We start from the raw sequence: 16,639 nt of genomic DNA on the forward strand, positions 1-16,639 counted from the left end.
TCGTGCCACAATGGCCGGCGGTGGGCGTGCTCTTGGTCGATGCTTGCATCAGACTCTCCGATGGTTCGAGTGTGGAAACCCAAACCTACCGGAAAGGGCGCGCTCACCGCCCCATGGAATCTACAATTGCTACGCAATCACCAGATCGCAATACGCATAACTATCGCGTTGCACCCATTCGCCTGTGGTGACTGCGATCCGGTGCGAGAACATGGGGCCTGCGACCACGCAGGTATGAAACTCGCCGTTCTCGCCGCATGGATCGACGCCATCGGCCGTGGCATCAGTCGAACAGCCCTCGCGGCTGGGCCGATTGCGCCGGCGGTGCGCGCCTGCGCTGCTTCTGCGGCGGTGCTGCCGCCGACGGTGCTGCGGGCAACGCGCCGATCCGACGCAACGCCGCTTCCGCGGCCCGCTCGCCGCTCTCCCAGGCGCCGTCGACCGTGCCCCACAAGGTGTCATGCGTGGCTTCGCCGGCGAAATACATGCAGCCGACCGGATCGATCAGCGCTCTTCGTGCGGCCTGCCCGCCCGGCGCGGCCACCGACATCGCGCCCAGTATATAGGGCGAAGCGTTCCAGCGCGTCGCGCTCGACTTCTTGATCCCGGCCGCCGCATCACTGCCGAACAGCTTCTTCAGCCATTCCGTCGCAAACGCGACCATCGCCTGCTCGCCGTCTGCCGAGAGATCGCGGCCGAACGAGCCCGCGACGTCGATGGTGCACAGGGATGAACCGCCGATATTGGCATAGAGCAGCGCGGTGCGCATCGAATTGCTCTGCTCGATCAGGACATCGTCGCGCGCAAGCCCCAGCGGATTGCCGGGCAACTGCAGCGCGATGCGGTCGTAGCTGCCGAGGCTGAGCTTTGCGACGGCATCGCCGATGCGCTTGGGAAGCTCAGAATCGAACTTGAGCTTGCCGGCCGCGAGCACGTTGGTCGACACCGTGATGATCGCGGCGCGCGCGAGGACCTTGCCCGAGGGCGTGTTCACCTCGACGTCGCGGTTGCTGTAGGAGATGCGGGTGGCGGGCGTCGACAATGCCACGGGCAACTGCGCGCCGAGCTTCGCAATCAGCGTGCCGAGCCCCTGCCGGCAGGCGACCGCGCTGTCGCGATCCTGCGCCCGCGCCTTGTCGACGACCGAGACCTCCTTGAGGTCCTTGCCGGTGAAACTGGCGCCGAGCACGAACTCCGCCGTGCCAGCCCAATCGCCGAGCTCCTTTGGCAGCACCGAGGCACAGGACACGTCGCTCCTGCGCGCGGCATCGTCGATCGCGCGATTGGCGCGCACCAGCGCGGCCAGGAATTCCTCGGTTTCGCCGGGACGCGCATTGCGGCGGCCGATCCGAATCTTCTCGCCCGATGGCGCGGGCATCAGCTCGAGCCCCGCGGTCCGCGCGAGGCGGATCATCGGATTGGTCTCGGGATTGTGCGCCCAGCGCGCGCCGCGATCGAACGGGACCTCGAAGGTCGAGCTGTCGGTCTGGCAACGGCCGCCGATCTGGCTCGACGCTTCCAGCACGATCACCTTGCGGCCCGCCGCCAGTACTCGCCGCGCCGCAGCAATGCCGGCAGCGCCCGCGCCGATCACCACGATGTCGGCATCGCGCGCCGGCGGCGCGGCTCCAGCGCGGCCGGCAAGGAGCGAAGTAGCGGCAATGCCTGCGGACGCCGACAGGAAGTTGCGGCGGGTGATCGTCATATCATGGTTTCCGCAGGCTTGAAGCAAATGGGAACAGTCAGCGAACCTTGCCGCATCTCATGCGGCGCAGCAACCATCATGGTGAATCAATCATGATTGATCGGCTGCGTCGATGAACTAAATTGCAACCGCTCGCGACCATGATAAGGAACCAAAAAGCGGAAGGGCAAGCCGCGCAGGGGGAAACATTTATGGGCGTCATGCTCGACACGATCGGCCAGGTGATCGCGGGCTACCTGGAGAAGGAAATCCCGGGTTACGAGCCGTTCACGCCGAGCGATCCGGAGCATCTGCGCGGCGTGATCCAGCCTGGCGATGTCCTGCTGGTCGAAGGCAACAACCGCATTTCCGGCATCATCAAATACCTCACGCAATCGACCTGGTCGCACGCCGCGCTCTATGTCGGTCCGGTCGACGGTGCCTGCGAGCCTGACGGCGAGCCGCATGTGCTGATCGAGGCCAATATCGGCGAAGGCGTGACCGCCGCGCCGCTGTCGAAATATTTCCCCTATCATACCCGCCTCTGTCGCCCGGTCGGCCTGTCCTACGAGGACCGCGAGACGGTGTGCCGCTACGCCATCAACCGGATCGGCTTCGGCTACGACACCAAGAACATCGTCGACCTTGCGCGCTATCTGTTCCCGCTGCCGGTGCCGCAGCGCTGGCGACGGCGGATGATCGCGCTCGGCTCGGGCGATCCCACCAAGATCATCTGCTCGGCACTGATCGCACAGGCCTTCGATGCCGTGCGCTATCCCATCTTGCCCAGGATCACGCGCACCTCGAGCCGCAGAGCGCGGCGCGAGATCCTGCATATCCGTGACTCCTCGCTCTACATGCCGCGCGACTTCGACATCTCGCCCTATTTCGAAGTCGTCAAACCCACCATCGTGCACGGCTTCGACTACACCGCGCTGCACTGGGCCGACAAGCAGAAGCCGCTCGAGGAGGTGGCGGGCGAATTCAGTGTGTTTCACGAAAAGTCGCCGCCGCTTGTTCCTGAAACGCCTGACCAGGAAACGCCGCTTCCGGTGGCGACTGAAGATGCGGAAGTGAAGGCGCCGGAGCCCGCGGCCTGATTTCGCTAAAAGCGCGCAGCCAGTGTCAGGCGGACCGCGAGCGGTTCGGCCGGGTGGATGTGGCGGTCGGCAACGCCATCGATCGGCTCGCCCGGCAGGCGCGACAGATAGTAATATTCGATCTGGTTGGTGTTGGCATTGAAGAGGTTGAGCACGTCGAGCTGCAACCGCATGCCATTGTCGAACTGATAGCCGGCGCGGGCGTTGAAGATCAGCGAGGATTGCGAGCGCACGCTGTCATCCTCGATCAGCGGGCGCGGCCCGAAATAGCGCGCGGTCAGGGCGCCGAACCAGCCCGTCTCGCGTCCGAACGTCACGGCGCCGCTGGCGATCCAGGCCGGCGCGCCCGGAATGAAATTGCCGACCGGGTCGAAATCGGTGAAGCGCGCGCGGGTATAGGCGAGATCGACATCGAGGCGCATCCACGGCAACGGCCTGTACTGATTGGTCCACTCGACGCCGACGCGCCGGCTCGGGCGGCTCGCCTCGGTGGTGCCGGCGTCGCCGACGAACAGGAGTTCGGAATCGAAGTCGAGCACGAACACCGCAAGCGAGCTGGTCAGGCCTTCGATCGCCTTGGTGCGGATTCCAACCTCGGCGCCCTTGGAGCGAACCAGCAGCGGCACGCGATCGAGCGGCGTCACCTTGTCGGTGGGATCAACGGTGATCGTCGCGCCGCGGATGTCGTTCGAGTGCAGGCCGTAGCCGGCATTGCCGTAGAACTCGGTCTTGTACCACGGGCCCAGCATGATGCCGGCCTTCGGGCTCGTCATCGCGACCTGCGCATTGCCGGAATTTTGCGGCGTGTCGCTGAAGACATGGCCCGCAAAGAAATCCTCGCGGATGCCGACCGTGGTACGCAGCCATTCGGTCCAGCGGGCGGTGGTGTCGGCCCAGAGGCCGACGTTGCCTTCCTGCACGCGGTCCTGGCGCACCGTCGAGAGCGCCTCGCGCTGGAAGGTCTTGAACAAGCCCACCTCGATATCGTCGCCACGCGTCTGCAGCCCGATGCGGGTCTGGGTCTCGATGCCGGCGACGCGCGCATCGAAGGCATGAGAGGCGTTGAAGCCATAGACGGTGCGGCGATCGAGCTGGCTGAACTGGTCGCCATTGATGGGATCGTCGAGGAAATAGGTGAAGTTATTGAACAGCCGCAGCGACGAGCGGATCACATAGGCATTCGCCCGGGTCTGGCCGTAGTCGCCCGACTGCGCCCAATTGCCTGACAGGCTGAAGCGGCTCGAAGTGCCGCCGTCGGTTGGATCGAGCGAGCCGAAGCGGTCGATCAACCCCTCATCGATCGCGCGCTGCGCCACCTGATCGGTCGAAGTCCAGCCGTTGGAATAGGCCATCGCCGACAGCGTGAAGCCATCGGTCGCGGTGCCCTGGCTGTAGCGGAACACGCCGCTCGCCTTGCGCACATTGTCCGGCACGTCCCATGGGCCGTCATATTTGTTGGCCACGATCGCGCCGAGCAGGGTGCCCTCGCCGACCGCCGTCGAGCCCGCCGCCAGCGCGCGCTGATAGCCGAAACTGCCGAAGGTCACCTGGGCGATGTTCTTCGGCAGCCGGTTGACATAATCGATGCCGACGCTGCCGGCGGAGGAAAAGTCTCCAGTGTCGGCGTAGTACGGACCTTTGCGGACGTTGATCGAGCCGATCAGTTCCGGGATCAGGAAGTTGATGTCGGCATAGCCCTGGCCGTGGCCATGGGTCGGCATGTTGACGGGCATGCCGTCGACTTTGATCGCAAGATCGGTGCCGTGGTCGAGATTGAAGCCACGCAGGAAATATTGGTTGGCTTTGCCCTCGCCGGAATGCTGGGTGACGATCAGACCGGGCACCACTTCCAGGACCTCGCCGACGCGCGACACCGGCAGCGCATTGACCTCCTCGCCGCTGATGCGCGTCTCGCTCGCGGCGGTCGGCAGAAGGTTGGCTGCATCCGACTGCCCCGAACCGGGGGCGATGCCGCCCGCCGCCGATGCAGGCTGGTCCGACCGGGCTACGGAGGTACGTCGGCCACTCCGCGGACGGCGCGACTGTTCAGCCCGCTTGATCCGCTTCGGCGGCGCCACCTCCGGCGACGTCACCGTGACCGGTGGAAGTTGATTGGCGGACCCGGCGACAGACATTTGCGCCTGCGCCGTCGACGTAACAATGGCAAGGGAGGCGGCGGGAAGAATCCGCCAGACAAGTTCACGCAACGCCCATGCTCCCGCACGGCAACCTGCTACAATCCGCAGGCAACCGCACCAATTCGACTTCAACCCGACCCTGCGAGGCTAACAAGCCGAGTATGACGTTACAATCAGAACATCATACTGACGCGCCCGCGACACCAATCGGAAAATTTGGATGCAACGGATCACCATCACCATCGAGGACGACCTGCTGGACGAGATCGACGCCGCGGCAAAAGCGCGCGGCTACCAGAACCGTTCGGAAATCATCCGCGATCTCGCCCGCGCGGGCTTGCAACAGAGCGCGGAGGACGCGGCACCTTCAGGGCAATGTGTGGCGGCGCTGGTGTACGTCTACGACCACGCCGCGCGCGACCTTTCAAAGCGGCTGGTGCAGAACTTCCATGGTCACCACGACCTGTCGCTGGCGACGCTGCATGTCCATCTCGACGACGATAGCTGCATGGAAGTGACCGCGCTGAAGGGAGCCGCCGGCGACGTCCGCCATCTCGCCGACCACGTCATCGCCGAACGTGGCGTGCGCTATGGCCGGGTCGTCATGATCCCGACCGCACCGGACAAGAAGCCGCGCAAGCATGGGCACCGGCACGATTGAGGGCGGCCGTCCGGCTCTTGCCGAAACCTTTTGCCATGTCTACCTCTCGCGGGGGCTTTTGGGAGAGGTGAACCCACCATGTTAGATGCCGCCGTCAAGGCGCTCACGCAAATCCTGTCGCCGCCGATGCGCTCGATCCTGTGGCGCTCGGTCGGCGTGGCGCTGGTATTGGTGACGGTGCTCGCGATCGGATTGCAGCGGCTCTTGAGCTGGTTTGCCGACTATGGCGAGGTCTGGGCCGAGGGCCTGCTCGGCCCCAACTTCCACTCTACGCTCAACGTGCTCTCCTGGATCGTCTCGATCGCCGCCGGCCTCGGCGTGGTGCTCGGCGGCATCTTCCTGATGCCCGCGATCACCTCGTTGGTGGCGAGCCTCTTCGTCGACGAGGTCGCCGACCATGTCGAGCGTGAACACTATCCGGCGGAACAGCCCGGCGTCGCGCTGCCATTCAACCTTGCCATGACCGAGGGCATCAAGACCGCGCTGCTGACCATCCTGGTCTATCTGATCGCGCTGCCCTTCGTGTTCTTCGCCGGTGCCGGCTTCCTGATTTTCTTCTTCGCCACCGCCTGGCTGTTGGGGCGCGAATATTTCGAGCTCGCAGCGATGCGGTTCCGGCCGCCGGCCGAGGCCAAGGCGATGCGCCGGGACAATGCCGCGACCATATTCACCGCCGGTCTGATCATCGCCGCTTTCGTGTCTATACCGATCGTCAACCTGGCGACGCCGCTGTTCGGCATGGCCTTCATGGTCCACATGCACAAGCGCCTGTCGGGTCCGAGGCCGGAATTGCTCGAGCCGCGGCGGCAGGGAATATCGGTACGTTGATCGGTGGCTGTTTGTTTAAGCATGATCTCCGCGCAAACGCTTCGTGTTTGTCGCGAGGGAAAACCGGTTCCCACTTTTCCGGATCATGCTTTAGGCCACCGACATTCCGCACTTGCGCATCACCATCTTGGCAAAGCCGAACGGCTCCGGCGTAAACGGCCCTGGCGGCGCGCGGGTGATCAGGGCGACGAAGAACAGCGCCGTCATCGCGAGCCAGAAGCACAGCCAGAAGCCATCGATATAAGCGAGCACATTGGCCTCGCGCTGCACCAGCGCCGCCAGCGTTCCCACCGCGCGCGCCTGGGCGAGGCCCACGCCGTGAGCGGCGAATTGATCGGCGAGCTGCTTGAGCATGCGCATGACATTGACATCGCCATTGGCGACGTGTTGCCCGATATAGTTGGAATGGATCTGCTCGCGGACCCGCAGCCAGGTGCCCATCAGCGCCACGCCGATCTCGGCGCCGCCAAGCCGCATGATCTGGATATAGGCGGCGAACGCCGTGGCGCGGCTCGGGTCGGAATTGGACAGCGCCATGATGATGATCGGCAATAGCGTCAGCGACTGCCCGATCGCTTGCAGGAGAACGATGCCGACAAAATCCTCCCGCGCCCAGTCGTGCGTCAATTGCGTGCCCCAGAGGTTGGCGGCCGCAAACGCCGAGAATCCCAGGACGACCACCGTGCGCGGATCGAAATGCCTGAGCAGATAGATCGAGATCGGCACCAGCACGAACATCGGCAGCGCGCCATAGGTCAAGAGCAAAACGCCGCTCTGCTCCGGCCGCATCAGCGCGATCGTGCCGAGAAAGTTCGGCACCAGCGATGAATTGGACAGGCTGGTGAGGGTGTAGAGCAGGATGACGACCAGTGAGAGCCCGACGTTACGCGAGAACAGCACGTTCACGTGCGCCCAAGGTTGCCGCACCATGGCCTCGTTGATCACGAAGACGACGAACAGCGCAGCGCCGCCAAGCAGCAGCGCCATCACCGTGCCGGACTCGAGCCAGTCGAGCCGATTGCCCTGGTCGAGACCGGCATAGATCATCGAGACGGAGCTGCCGAGCAGAAGCATGCCGCCCCAGTCCGCATCGCGAAGCAGGTTCTTGTTGACGGGTTCACTGGGCGTGCCGAGATAGACCATCAGCGCCATCAGCGGCGCGATGACGACGCCCTGCCAATAGACCCACTGCCAGCCGAGATGATCGACATAGAAGCCGACCAGCGAGGTCGAGGTATCGAGCGCGAAGCCGACGCGGATCGAATAGATCGATATCGCCGGAATCCACCAGCGGATCGGCAGATTCCGGAACACGATCATCAGCGTCGCGGGCACGAAAGTGCCGAGCAACAGGCCATGCACGACGCTGAGCCCGATCAGCGTGGGGTAATGGTCGACGAACGGGATGATCAGCGACACCCCGGCATAGACGAGGCTCGGGATGCCCAACACACGGCGCAGGCCGAACACCGTGGCAAGCCAGGCGACTGCCGGCGCGATGAAGATCTGCGAGCCGATTCCTGCGGTCGAAATCCAGGCGCCCTCGTCGAAACCGAGCGAGAAGGCCCCGCGCAGGTCCGGCAGGCCAACCGTGGTCAGCCGGCTGTCGACATTAGCAAGGAACGCGCCGAGCAGCACCGCGGCGACTGCAAACAGCGGCTGCCGCGCAATGCCGCCCTGCGAGACCGGTCCGCGGCCGGCGTCGTCATTTGCCGCCATTCGTCTCCTCATCGCCGGTATTGATCCTTGTGATCACGGACATGCCGGGCAACAGGCGCGAGAGCAGCGGTTGGTTTTCGTCGAACCGGATGCGGACCGGGATACGCTGCACGACTTTGGTGAAATTGCCGGTGGCGTTATCCGGCGGCAATAGCGCGAATTGCGAGCCGCTGGCCGGCGCAATGCGCTCGACGCGACCGCGCAATTTCTCGCGCGAGAAACTGTCGACGGTGATCTCGACGGGTTGGCCCGGCCGCACCCGTGTGAGCTGGGTTTCCTTGTAGTTGGCGATCACATAGACGTTTGGCAGCGGCACGACATTGATCAGGTTGGTGCCGATATTGACGTAGTCGCCCGGCTGCACCTGCCGCTCACCGACGACGCCGTCGAACGGCGCCACGATTTTGGTGTAGCCAAGCTTGAGCTTCGCGGCGGCGAGCTGCGCCTTGGCGGCATCGAGATCGGCGGCGCGCTGCTTCTTGGTGCCCTGCAGCACTTCGAGCTGATGGCGCTGCGCAGCAACCACGGCGCGGCTCGCGCGCACATCGGCTTGCGCCTTTGCATAGGCGGCCGTTGCCTGTTCGAGCCTCTGCCGCGTGCCTGCGTCCGTTTGCGACAGCGATTGCTGGCGCTCCTGCTCCTGGCGCGCCTCGACCTCCAGCGCTGCCGCAGATACTTGCGCGGCTTCGGCCTGCGCGATCGTCGCATATTGCAGTTCGACCTGGTTGTTCAGATTGTCGAGCGCGGCCTGCGCGGCGGCAACGCCGGCTTCAGCCTGCGCGACCTGCGCCTGGTAATCGGCGGGATCGATCTGCACCAGGAGGTCGCCGGCCTTGACGTGCTGGAAATCCTTCACCGCCACCGTCAACACCTCACCGGCGACGCGGCTGCTCAGCCGTGTCAGCTCAGCGCGGACATAGGCATCGTTGGTGGTCTGGATCGTGGCGGCGCCGATCCATTCGTCCCAACGCAGCGTTGCCAGTGCAATGAAGGCGAAGGCGGCGAGCACGGCGAATACGGGAATGGCCAGCCGCCCCAACGTACCAGATGGTGCAGCCGACGGCTTCGGCGGAGGAGCCGTCGGGGCCGGAGCCGGTGCCGGCGCAATCCTGTTCAGCGGTGCCGGGGTGATTCGGTTCTGCTCACTCAAGATACATTCCCCAGGTCATCGTTCTCACGCAACTACCGAGACAGCGGCCGGCCGACGGCAGCCATCATCGCTCAGACCGTCTTTTCCGGCCACCGGCAAAGATCGTTGATCAGGCATACCTCGCAGCGCGGTTTGCGAGCGAGACAGGTGTAGCGGCCGTGCAGGATAAGCCAGTGATGTGCATACAACATGAACTCGGCCGGAATCACTTTCTCCAGCCCGAGCTCGACTTCGAGCGGCGTCTTGCCCGGCGCAAGCCCGGTGCGATTGGCGACACGGAACACGTGGGTATCGACCGCCAGCGTATGTTCGCCATAGGCCATGTTGAGCACAACATTGGCGGTCTTGCGGCCGGCACCGGGCAGCGACTCGATCTCGGCGCGGGTGCGCGGCACCTGGCCGCCGAAATCCGCAATCAGCTTCTCGGATAGCGCGATGACGTTCTTGGCCTTGGTGCGATAGAGGCCGATGGTCCTGATGTAGTCGCGCAGCTTCTCCTCGCCAAGCGCGAGCATTTTCTGCGGCGTGTCGGCGACGGCAAACAGCGCGCGCGTCGCCTTGTTGACGCCGGCATCGGTCGCCTGCGCCGAGAGCACGACGGCAACCAGCAGCGTATACGGGTTGAGATGCTCGAGCTCTCCCTTCGGCTCCGGATTGGCCTTGCGGAACCGCTCGAATGCTTCGCGCACGTCGGCCGGGGTCCAGGGCTTCGGCGCTTTAAGGGATTTCTTTGCCGCGCGAGCGGGCGGCCTGGCCACCGGCTTCTTTGCCGACTTTTTCGGCGACGATCGAACGGTGGGTTTCCTGGCGCGTTGAGCGCGGATGATTTTGGCCATGATCGGCATATACTGGTAGGCCATGAGCGCAAGCAACGACTTTGACCCAACGCTTGAACCAGAGCTGTTCTCGGCGCTGCTGACGCCGCACCGCTCGCTCAACCGCACCGGTTTCATCGTGCTGATGAGCATCGTCAGCGTGGTCAGTTTTGCCGCCGGCGCCGTATTCTGGTGGATCGGCGCCTGGCCGGTGCTCGGTTTCTTCGGTCTCGACGTGCTGGTTATCTATTGGGCCTTCCGCGTCAATTTCCGCACGGCCCAGGCCTGCGAGGAAATCACAGTGACGCCATCGGAATTGCGGGTGCGCCGGGTCAGCCACCGCGGCCATGTCGCGGAATGGGTGCTCAATCCGCTCTGGGTGCAGTTCGAGCAGCAGGTCGACGCCGAGTTCGGCATCGAGCGGCTCTATCTGGTTTCCAGGGGACGCCGCGTCGACATCGGCAGCTTCCTGGGTCCGGACGAAAAAGCCAGCTTTGCCAAAGCCTTAATTGCCGCGCTGAATGCCGCCAAGCGCGGGCCGATCTATAATCCGATCCATTGAGGGTTGTCGGAAAACGGGTGGTTGAACAGCCGCATGCGCCCTAAATCAGCCTCCATGATGACACTCGCCATCCATGACCAGCGTCTGGCCAAGCAGGGCCTCGAGAGCGCTGCGCTGCGCGACTATGATTCGGTACGGCGCGCGATCGCCTTCATCTCGGAGCGCTGGCGCGCGCAGCCGACGATCGAGGCGGTGGCGGATGCCGCCGGCGTGACGCCGGACGAGTTGCACCACCTGTTCCGGCGCTGGGCCGGGCTCACGCCAAAGGCGTTCATGCAGGCGCTCACCCTCGACCATGCCAAGAACCTGTTGCGCGATTCCGCGAGCGTGCTCGATGCCGCGCTCGATTCGGGACTCTCGGGCCCCGGCCGGTTGCACGATCTCTTCGTCACCCACGAAGCGATGTCGCCGGGCGAATGGAAGATTGGCGGCGCAGGCATGACGCTGAGCTACGGCTTCCACCCGTCGCCATTCGGAACCGCGATCGTGATCGCCACCAGCCGCGGTCTGGCCGGTCTCGCCTTCGCCGATCCCGGGGACGAAGCAACCGCATTTGCCGACCTGCGCCGGCGCTGGCCGAACGCAACCTATGTGGAGGATGCCGAAGGCACGGCTCCAATTGCGCAGCGCGTCTTCGACACCAAACTGTGGCGGCCGGACCAGCCGCTGCGCGTGGTCCTGATCGGCACCGATTTCGAGGTGCGGGTGTGGGAGACGCTGCTGAGGATCCCGATGGGGCGCGCGGTGTCCTATTCCGACATCGCCTGCAAGATCAACAGCCCGAAGGCCTCGCGCGCCGTCGGCGCCGCAGTCGGTCGCAACCCTGTGTCGTTCGTGGTGCCCTGCCATCGCGCGCTCGGCAAGAGCGGCGCGCTCACCGGCTATCATTGGGGCATCACCCGCAAGCAGGCGATGCTCGGCTGGGAAGCCGGGCAGTTGGGATTGAATTAGTGAGCGATCCCGGTGGGCAAAGGCGCGTAGCGCCGTGCCCACCATCCGCACTCGGCTCGTGATGGTGGGCACGCTGCGCTTTGCCCACCCTACAATCCTACTTATTCAATCGCTTCCAGAACACCGCCGTGTCGCAGAGCCGGCCGTCGGGAAACAGCGCGTAGTTCGGGATGATCCCGCTCTCGGTCCAGCCGGCGCGCTTGTAGAGACGATAGCCGTTTTCGCCCGGCACGGTATCGAGCACGAGCAACCAGCGGCCGTGTCTGATGGCTTCGACTTCGATCTGCGCCATCAGCGCTGCGCCGATGCCGCGCCCGCGCGCGGAACGGTGGACCAGCATCTTTTTCAGGTCGGCGCGGTGCGGCTGGTTGGGCGGCGTGTCGAGTCCCAACTGGACCGTGCCGACGATCCTGCCATCGAGCTTTGCTGCAAGCAGCACAGTGTCGCCTGACGCGACTGCGCCAGCGACTTTACGAAAGTACGCAAGCCCATCGGCCTGCGAAAACGGCGCCATGAAGCTGACGCTGGCGCCGCCCTCGACGCAATCGACAAGGACCGATGCGAGCTGCTCGAGGGCTGCGTCCGGTACGGGCGCGTCGAGAACGGATATCTCGACGCTGCCGCTCACGCCGCCAGGTCGAGTTTCGAGGCGACGGTGGAATCGGCGTTGAGGCGGTAGATGATAGGTGCGCCGGTCGCCAGCTCGCGCTTCAGGATCTGCTCGGGCGACAGTTTCTCCAGCACCATGATCAGCGCGCGCAGCGAATTGCCGTGGGCGGCGACCAGCGTTCGTTCGCCGCGCAGCACGCAGGGCAGGATCTCCTGCACGTAATACGGCAGCGTGCGCGCCAGCGTATCCTTCAGGCTTTCACCGCCGGGCGGCGAGACGTCGTAGGAGCGGCGCCAGATCAGGACCTGCTCCTCGCCCCACTTCTTGCGGGCGTCGTCCTTGTTGAGACCGGAGAGATCGCCGTAGTCGCGTTCATTGAGCGCGAGGTTCTTGAGCGTCTTCAATCCGGTCTGGCCGATTTCGGCGAGCGCCAGATCGAGCGTATGCTGCGCGCGCTTCAGCACCGACGTAAAGGCGATGTCGAACGACAGTCCTTGCGCCTTCAACTTGCGGCCGGCCTCTTTCGCTTCGGCAATGCCCTGCTCGGTGAGATCGGGGTCTTTCCAACCGGTGAAGAGATTCTTCAGATTCCATTCACTCTGGCCATGGCGCACCAGCACGAGAAGACGATCGCTCATTCCAAATTCCGTTCTTGTTTGAGCATGATCATTTCGGAAAACCGGTTCCCGCTTTTCCGGATCATGCGTTAGACGTCGGAGAGTCCCAGCACATCCATCATGGAGTATAGCCCGGGCTCCTTGCCATGTGCCCATAGCGCCGCCTTGATCGCGCCATGCGCAAAGATCATGCGGTCCTCGGCAAGATGCGACAGCGTGATGCGCTCATGCGGTCCGGCGAAGATCACGCTGTGGTCGCCGGGCACCGTGCCGCCGCGCAGCGAGGCAAAGCCGATATCGCCGGCACGGCGCGCACCAGTGTGGCCATCGCGGCCACGGGCCGAGTGCCTGTCGAGCGCAATGCCACGGCCAGCCGCGGCAGCCTCGCCAAGCAGGAGCGCGGTGCCGGAGGGTGCGTCGACCTTGGCCTTGTGGTGCATCTCGACGATCTCGATGTCGAAGGCATTGTCGAGCGATTTCGCGACCTGCTGAACGAGGGCCGCCAAGAGATTGACGCCGAGGCTCATATTGCCGGACTTCACCACCACGGCGCGATTGGTGACGCTTCGGATCACCGCGTCATCGGACGCCGACAGTCCGGTGGTGCCGATGACATGGACGAGGCCACGCTCGACTGCGATCGCGACATTGGCGATCGTCGCCGCCGGCACGGTGAAATCCAGGATGCCGTCGGCATTGGCCGAGAGCGACCAAAGATCAGCCGACAATTTGACGCCGTTGGCCGGCAGGCCCGCGAGCACGCCGGCGTCCTCCCCGAGAAGCTCGGAGCCGGGCGCTTCCAGCGCACCGGTCAGAACCGCGCCCGGGGTCTCCGAGATGGCGCGCGTCAAGGCGCGGCCCATCCGGCCGCCGGCCCCCGCAACGATCAAGCGCATATCGGCCATGGCTTATCCCTCTCCACGCCTATAGCGGGCGCAGCCCATTCCGGCAACCGAGTCTCTTGCGAGACGTTCCCATAGGCAAGCAAAAGCTGGAAACGAGGCGGGTAGAAGGATGGTCCAACCTAGCCCCGCCGGCGGGATCGCCCAGGCCGCCATCCCGCGTGCCCGCGTGGCTATAGGGCTAGTTCCAACTGCTTTTCCAAGACGAGCTGGCCGTCGCGTTCGACAGTATAGGTCGCCTTGTAGGTGCCGTGGTCCCAGCCGTTCGGCGGGCGCTTTTTGCCCGCAAACAACATGTACTGCGCCTTGTTGCTCTGAAGCGGCGCGGTTCGATTTTCGGCAAGAACTTGTCCCTGCGGGTCCTTGATCACCAGCTCCTGGGTGTCTCCCGCTTTCAGCCCAATGGCACGGATGAAGGCAACAAGCGCGGGGGAATTGGCGGATACGGATTGCCCCTCCGCACTTGCCTCCTCAATGAGTTCCATGGTCGGCGGACCGCTCATGAAGCCGGCGTTCAGGACCGCTCGTTCCTGATACGCAAGCCGGGCGCGGAGCGCAGGCTGCCAAAGAGATTCGCCGCCACCGCATGAGCCGGGAACGGCACCATAGGCGAAGGGATCTACGATGGCTCCTTTGTACCTGACGGTGAAATGCAAATGAGGATATTCGGTCAGACCGGACAGACCGATGCGGCCGAGCCGCTGCCCGCGGGCGAAGTCGTCGCCGGGCTTCACCGCCAGGCTGCCATTGGCCATATGGCAGTATTGGGTTTCCCAACCGCCGGGATGTTCGATGAGGACGCCGTTGCCGCACTCAACATCGCGCACGGCCTCGCGCGCCGTCTTGCCGAACGCGCCATCGGGCGCGCCGTCGCGCATGCGAAGAACGCGGCCGCTTGCGGAAGCGAGCACGTCCACGCCGGATTTTTGCGCCGCGAGTGAGGGAATACGAAAGTCCGTCCCGTTATGTGCGTCGTAGGTGAGCGAGCCGCATTTATAATCGCGGCTCGACTGCGAAGGGTCGTCATCAACATAGTTCTGGATGTAGCAGGTCTGGCCAATCTCGCAGCCGACGGGCATTGCGAGCTCGATGTTCTCCGCCCGCGCGGAGCCGGCAAAGCCGACTGCCGCCGCAATCGCTGCGACGGACCGCATGAATCCGTGGGAGATGATGAACGGCCTCGGTATCATCTGGCGGAAGCCTATCAGCTATCCAGCGGAGGAACTTTCCCGACCAACATTCGGACAAAGCGTGGCTCGCCATCCTCTCGCGCAGAATGCTCGCTCAGGATTGCGGCGCCTCGTAGCCTTCGATGATGATGAGATCGGCGATCGAATGCGGCTGCCGAACCTTGATGTTGGCCTGATATTCCGGCGAGCGATAGCAGGCTAGCGCTGTTTCGTAGTCGGGAAACTCGATCACGACGTTGCGGGAACGGCTCTGGCCTTCGACCGCAGTGAACTTGCCGCCGCGCACGACAAACTTGCCACCGAATTTCTGGAAGATGGCCGGGTTGGCCGCTATGTAGGGCTTGTATCCCTCCTCGTTGTGAACGTCGACGCGTCCGATCCAGTATCCCTTGGCCATCCCTTTTTCTCCCTTGTCGTTAGCCTAGCACCTGCGCAATCTCAGCCTGAATGATATCTGCGGCGGCTTTGGGGTCACTGGCCTCCAGGATCGGCCGCCCCACCACCAGATAGTCGGCGCCGGCGGCGATTGCACGTGACGGCGTCATGATGCGCTTCTGATCGCCGCTCGCGGAACCGGCCGGGCGGATGCCGGGCGTCACCAGCTTCATCTGGTGTCCGACGATCTTGCGCAACGAGGCCGCCTCCTCCGGCGAACTCACGAGCCCGTCGACGCCGAGCACCTGCGCCTGCTGCGCGCGCGCCTCGACGAGATCGGCAACGTTGAAGCGATAGCCTGCGGCGTGGAGATCATTGTCGTCATAGGACGTCAGCACCGTGACCGCGAGAATCCTGAGGTTCGATCCCGCGCGCGCCTCCACGGCCGCCTTCATGGTCTGCGGATAAGCGTGCACGGTGAGGAAAGTGGCGCCAAGTGTCGCGATGCTCTCGACGCCGCGCGCGACGGTGTTGCCGATGTCATGCAGCTTGAGATCGATGAAGACCTTCTTGCCGGCAGTTGCGAGCGCGCGCGCCAGCGGCAGGCCGCCGGCATAAGCGAGCTGATAGCCGATCTTGTAGAAGTTCACGCTGTCGCCGAGTTTGTCGATCATCGCTTCCGCCGCAGTGACACTGGGCAAATCGAGCGCTACGATCAGGCGGTCCTTCGGCGCGATATCGGCTGGCTGCATGTCACCTCACATCATGCGTTGGGAAAGGTCGATCAATTGCCGCGCCATGGCCTGCATCGCCTCGATATCGGCGGGATGCCTCAGGTGATCCATATCGTCATAGGCATGTTCGGCAAATGACAGCGCGAGCTGGTTCGGGATCACGGTGGCCTGGCAGGCGGACAGGATGAGGCGCAGCGCCGCCAATGCGCGGCTGCCGCCGAGCCGGCCGCCGGAAGCGGCAGCGATGGCGAAGACACGATCGCGAAACACCTGGCCGCGAACCTCATGGGGATCCTGCACGCGGCTCACCCAATCGATGGTGTTCTTGACCAGCGGCGGCACCGAGGAATTATATTCCGGCGTCACGATCAGCACGCCATGATGGGCGCCGATCATGCGCTTGAGATTGATCGCGTTTTTCGGCACGCCGGATTTCGCCTGCAAGTCACCGTCATAGATCGGCAGCGGAAAATCGGCCAGCGAGATGCGGCTGACCTCGGCGCCCGCCTGCGCGAGCTCATGCGCCGCAACGGCCGCAAGCTTCGCGTTGAGCGAACCTGATCGCAGCGACCCCGGGATCACAAGTATTTTCAGCGCAGACAT

At 64.2% G+C, this 16,639-nt stretch carries 18 protein-coding genes; 6 read left to right on the forward strand and 12 right to left on the reverse strand.

Annotated elements, in window-relative coordinates; all coding sequences use genetic code 11:
- On the forward strand, positions 1-191 hold a 191-nt coding region (locus ACZYOF_RS22635), incomplete at its 5' end, for a hypothetical protein (RefSeq protein ID WP_463717185.1).
- 92 nt (positions 192-283) lie between these two features.
- On the opposite strand, the gene ACZYOF_RS22640 is transcribed toward ACZYOF_RS22635, so the two are convergent.
- Positions 284-1,705: a flavin monoamine oxidase family protein gene (locus tag ACZYOF_RS22640; protein ID WP_463717163.1), complete on the reverse strand. Its 1,422-nt coding sequence runs from the start codon at positions 1,703-1,705 to the stop codon at positions 284-286.
- Between the two features lie 191 nt (positions 1,706-1,896).
- Here ACZYOF_RS22640 and ACZYOF_RS22645 point away from each other — a divergent pair, with 191 nt between their 5' ends.
- On the forward strand, positions 1,897-2,784 hold the full coding sequence (locus ACZYOF_RS22645; protein ID WP_463717164.1) for a YiiX/YebB-like N1pC/P60 family cysteine hydrolase: 888 nt from the start codon (positions 1,897-1,899) through the stop codon (positions 2,782-2,784).
- Between the two features lie 5 nt (positions 2,785-2,789).
- Here the strand turns inward: ACZYOF_RS22645 and ACZYOF_RS22650 are convergent, their stop codons facing one another.
- A complete protein-coding gene (locus ACZYOF_RS22650; RefSeq protein WP_463717183.1) occupies positions 2,790-4,919 on the reverse strand; it encodes a TonB-dependent receptor in 2,130 nt (709 codons plus the stop codon).
- A gap of 223 nt (positions 4,920-5,142) precedes the next feature.
- On the opposite strand from ACZYOF_RS22650, the gene nikR reads away from it, so the two are divergent.
- On the forward strand, positions 5,143-5,583 hold the full coding sequence (nikR, locus tag ACZYOF_RS22655; protein ID WP_463717165.1) for a nickel-responsive transcriptional regulator NikR: 441 nt from the start codon (positions 5,143-5,145) through the stop codon (positions 5,581-5,583).
- 78 nt (positions 5,584-5,661) lie between these two features.
- On the forward strand, positions 5,662-6,411 hold the full coding sequence (locus ACZYOF_RS22660; RefSeq protein ID WP_463717166.1) for a sulfate transporter family protein: 750 nt from the start codon (positions 5,662-5,664) through the stop codon (positions 6,409-6,411).
- A gap of 90 nt (positions 6,412-6,501) precedes the next feature.
- Here the strand turns inward: ACZYOF_RS22660 and ACZYOF_RS22665 are convergent, their stop codons facing one another.
- From ACZYOF_RS22665 to nth, 3 genes are all read right to left on the reverse strand, one after another.
- Positions 6,502-8,130, reverse strand: coding sequence for an MFS transporter (locus ACZYOF_RS22665; protein ID WP_463717167.1), 1,629 nt, complete (start codon positions 8,128-8,130; stop codon positions 6,502-6,504).
- Positions 8,117-9,280 (reverse strand): HlyD family secretion protein, encoded by a 1,164-nt coding sequence (locus ACZYOF_RS22670; protein WP_463717168.1) that lies wholly within the window; start codon positions 9,278-9,280, stop codon positions 8,117-8,119. Before ACZYOF_RS22670 ends, ACZYOF_RS22665 begins: the two co-directional genes overlap by 14 nt.
- Before the next feature lie 71 nt (positions 9,281-9,351).
- Positions 9,352-10,116, reverse strand: a complete 765-nt coding sequence (gene nth, locus ACZYOF_RS22675) for an endonuclease III (protein ID WP_463717184.1) — start codon at positions 10,114-10,116, stop codon at positions 9,352-9,354.
- 22 nt (positions 10,117-10,138) lie between these two features.
- Here nth and ACZYOF_RS22680 point away from each other — a divergent pair, with 22 nt between their 5' ends.
- A complete protein-coding gene (locus ACZYOF_RS22680; protein WP_282532577.1) occupies positions 10,139-10,657 on the forward strand; it encodes a DUF2244 domain-containing protein in 519 nt (172 codons plus the stop codon).
- 54 nt (positions 10,658-10,711) lie between these two features.
- Complete coding sequence (locus ACZYOF_RS22685; RefSeq protein WP_130578019.1) at positions 10,712-11,608, forward strand: methylated-DNA--[protein]-cysteine S-methyltransferase; 897 nt, start codon at positions 10,712-10,714, stop codon at positions 11,606-11,608.
- Positions 11,609-11,705: 97 nt separating this feature from the next.
- Here ACZYOF_RS22685 and ACZYOF_RS22690 read toward each other — a convergent pair whose 3' ends face one another.
- From ACZYOF_RS22690 to ACZYOF_RS22720, 7 genes are all read right to left on the reverse strand, one after another.
- A complete protein-coding gene (locus ACZYOF_RS22690) occupies positions 11,706-12,236 on the reverse strand; it encodes an N-acetyltransferase family protein (protein ID WP_463717169.1) in 531 nt (176 codons plus the stop codon).
- Complete coding sequence (locus ACZYOF_RS22695; protein WP_130578020.1) at positions 12,233-12,856, reverse strand: 2,3-bisphosphoglycerate-dependent phosphoglycerate mutase; 624 nt, start codon at positions 12,854-12,856, stop codon at positions 12,233-12,235. Before ACZYOF_RS22695 ends, ACZYOF_RS22690 begins: the two co-directional genes overlap by 4 nt.
- A gap of 68 nt (positions 12,857-12,924) precedes the next feature.
- Positions 12,925-13,740 (reverse strand): 4-hydroxy-tetrahydrodipicolinate reductase, encoded by an 816-nt coding sequence (gene dapB, locus ACZYOF_RS22700; protein ID WP_130578021.1) that lies wholly within the window; start codon positions 13,738-13,740, stop codon positions 12,925-12,927.
- 170 nt (positions 13,741-13,910) lie between these two features.
- Complete coding sequence (locus ACZYOF_RS22705) at positions 13,911-14,816, reverse strand: M23 family metallopeptidase (RefSeq protein WP_463717170.1); 906 nt, start codon at positions 14,814-14,816, stop codon at positions 13,911-13,913.
- Between the two features lie 205 nt (positions 14,817-15,021).
- Complete coding sequence (locus tag ACZYOF_RS22710) at positions 15,022-15,324, reverse strand: DUF1330 domain-containing protein (protein ID WP_130578023.1); 303 nt, start codon at positions 15,322-15,324, stop codon at positions 15,022-15,024.
- A gap of 19 nt (positions 15,325-15,343) precedes the next feature.
- The gene (gene pyrF, locus ACZYOF_RS22715; protein ID WP_463717171.1) at positions 15,344-16,054 is read right to left on the reverse strand and encodes an orotidine-5'-phosphate decarboxylase; all 711 of its coding nucleotides are present in this window, start codon (positions 16,052-16,054) and stop codon (positions 15,344-15,346) included.
- Positions 16,055-16,060: 6 nt separating this feature from the next.
- Complete coding sequence (locus ACZYOF_RS22720; protein ID WP_130578025.1) at positions 16,061-16,639, reverse strand: NADPH-dependent FMN reductase; 579 nt, start codon at positions 16,637-16,639, stop codon at positions 16,061-16,063.

It is taken from the genome of Bradyrhizobium sp. LeoA1Lang, from assembly GCF_055413685.1.

Bases quoted from the DNA above. Each gene is read 5' to 3' on its own strand.
- ACZYOF_RS22640 (WP_463717163.1), bottom strand. From the start codon at position 1,705: ATGACGATCACCCGCCGCAACTTCCTGTCGGCGTCCGCAGGCATTGCC.
- ACZYOF_RS22645 (WP_463717164.1), top strand. From the start codon at position 1,897: ATGGGCGTCATGCTCGACACGATCGGCCAGGTGATCGCGGGCTACCTG.
- ACZYOF_RS22650 (WP_463717183.1), bottom strand. From the start codon at position 4,919: ATGTCTGTCGCCGGGTCCGCCAATCAACTTCCACCGGTCACGGTGACG.
- nikR (WP_463717165.1), top strand. From the start codon at position 5,143: ATGCAACGGATCACCATCACCATCGAGGACGACCTGCTGGACGAGATC.
- ACZYOF_RS22660 (WP_463717166.1), top strand. From the start codon at position 5,662: ATGTTAGATGCCGCCGTCAAGGCGCTCACGCAAATCCTGTCGCCGCCG.
- ACZYOF_RS22665 (WP_463717167.1), bottom strand. From the start codon at position 8,130: ATGGCGGCAAATGACGACGCCGGCCGCGGACCGGTCTCGCAGGGCGGC.
- nth (WP_463717184.1), bottom strand. From the start codon at position 10,116: ATGGCCAAAATCATCCGCGCTCAACGCGCCAGGAAACCCACCGTTCGA.
- ACZYOF_RS22680 (WP_282532577.1), top strand. From the start codon at position 10,139: ATGAGCGCAAGCAACGACTTTGACCCAACGCTTGAACCAGAGCTGTTC.
- ACZYOF_RS22685 (WP_130578019.1), top strand. From the start codon at position 10,712: ATGATGACACTCGCCATCCATGACCAGCGTCTGGCCAAGCAGGGCCTC.
- ACZYOF_RS22695 (WP_130578020.1), bottom strand. From the start codon at position 12,856: ATGAGCGATCGTCTTCTCGTGCTGGTGCGCCATGGCCAGAGTGAATGG.
- dapB (WP_130578021.1), bottom strand. From the start codon at position 13,740: ATGGCCGATATGCGCTTGATCGTTGCGGGGGCCGGCGGCCGGATGGGC.
- ACZYOF_RS22705 (WP_463717170.1), bottom strand. From the start codon at position 14,816: ATGCCCGTCGGCTGCGAGATTGGCCAGACCTGCTACATCCAGAACTAT.
- ACZYOF_RS22710 (WP_130578023.1), bottom strand. From the start codon at position 15,324: ATGGCCAAGGGATACTGGATCGGACGCGTCGACGTTCACAACGAGGAG.
- pyrF (WP_463717171.1), bottom strand. From the start codon at position 16,054: ATGCAGCCAGCCGATATCGCGCCGAAGGACCGCCTGATCGTAGCGCTC.
- ACZYOF_RS22720 (WP_130578025.1), bottom strand. From the start codon at position 16,639: ATGTCTGCGCTGAAAATACTTGTGATCCCGGGGTCGCTGCGATCAGGT.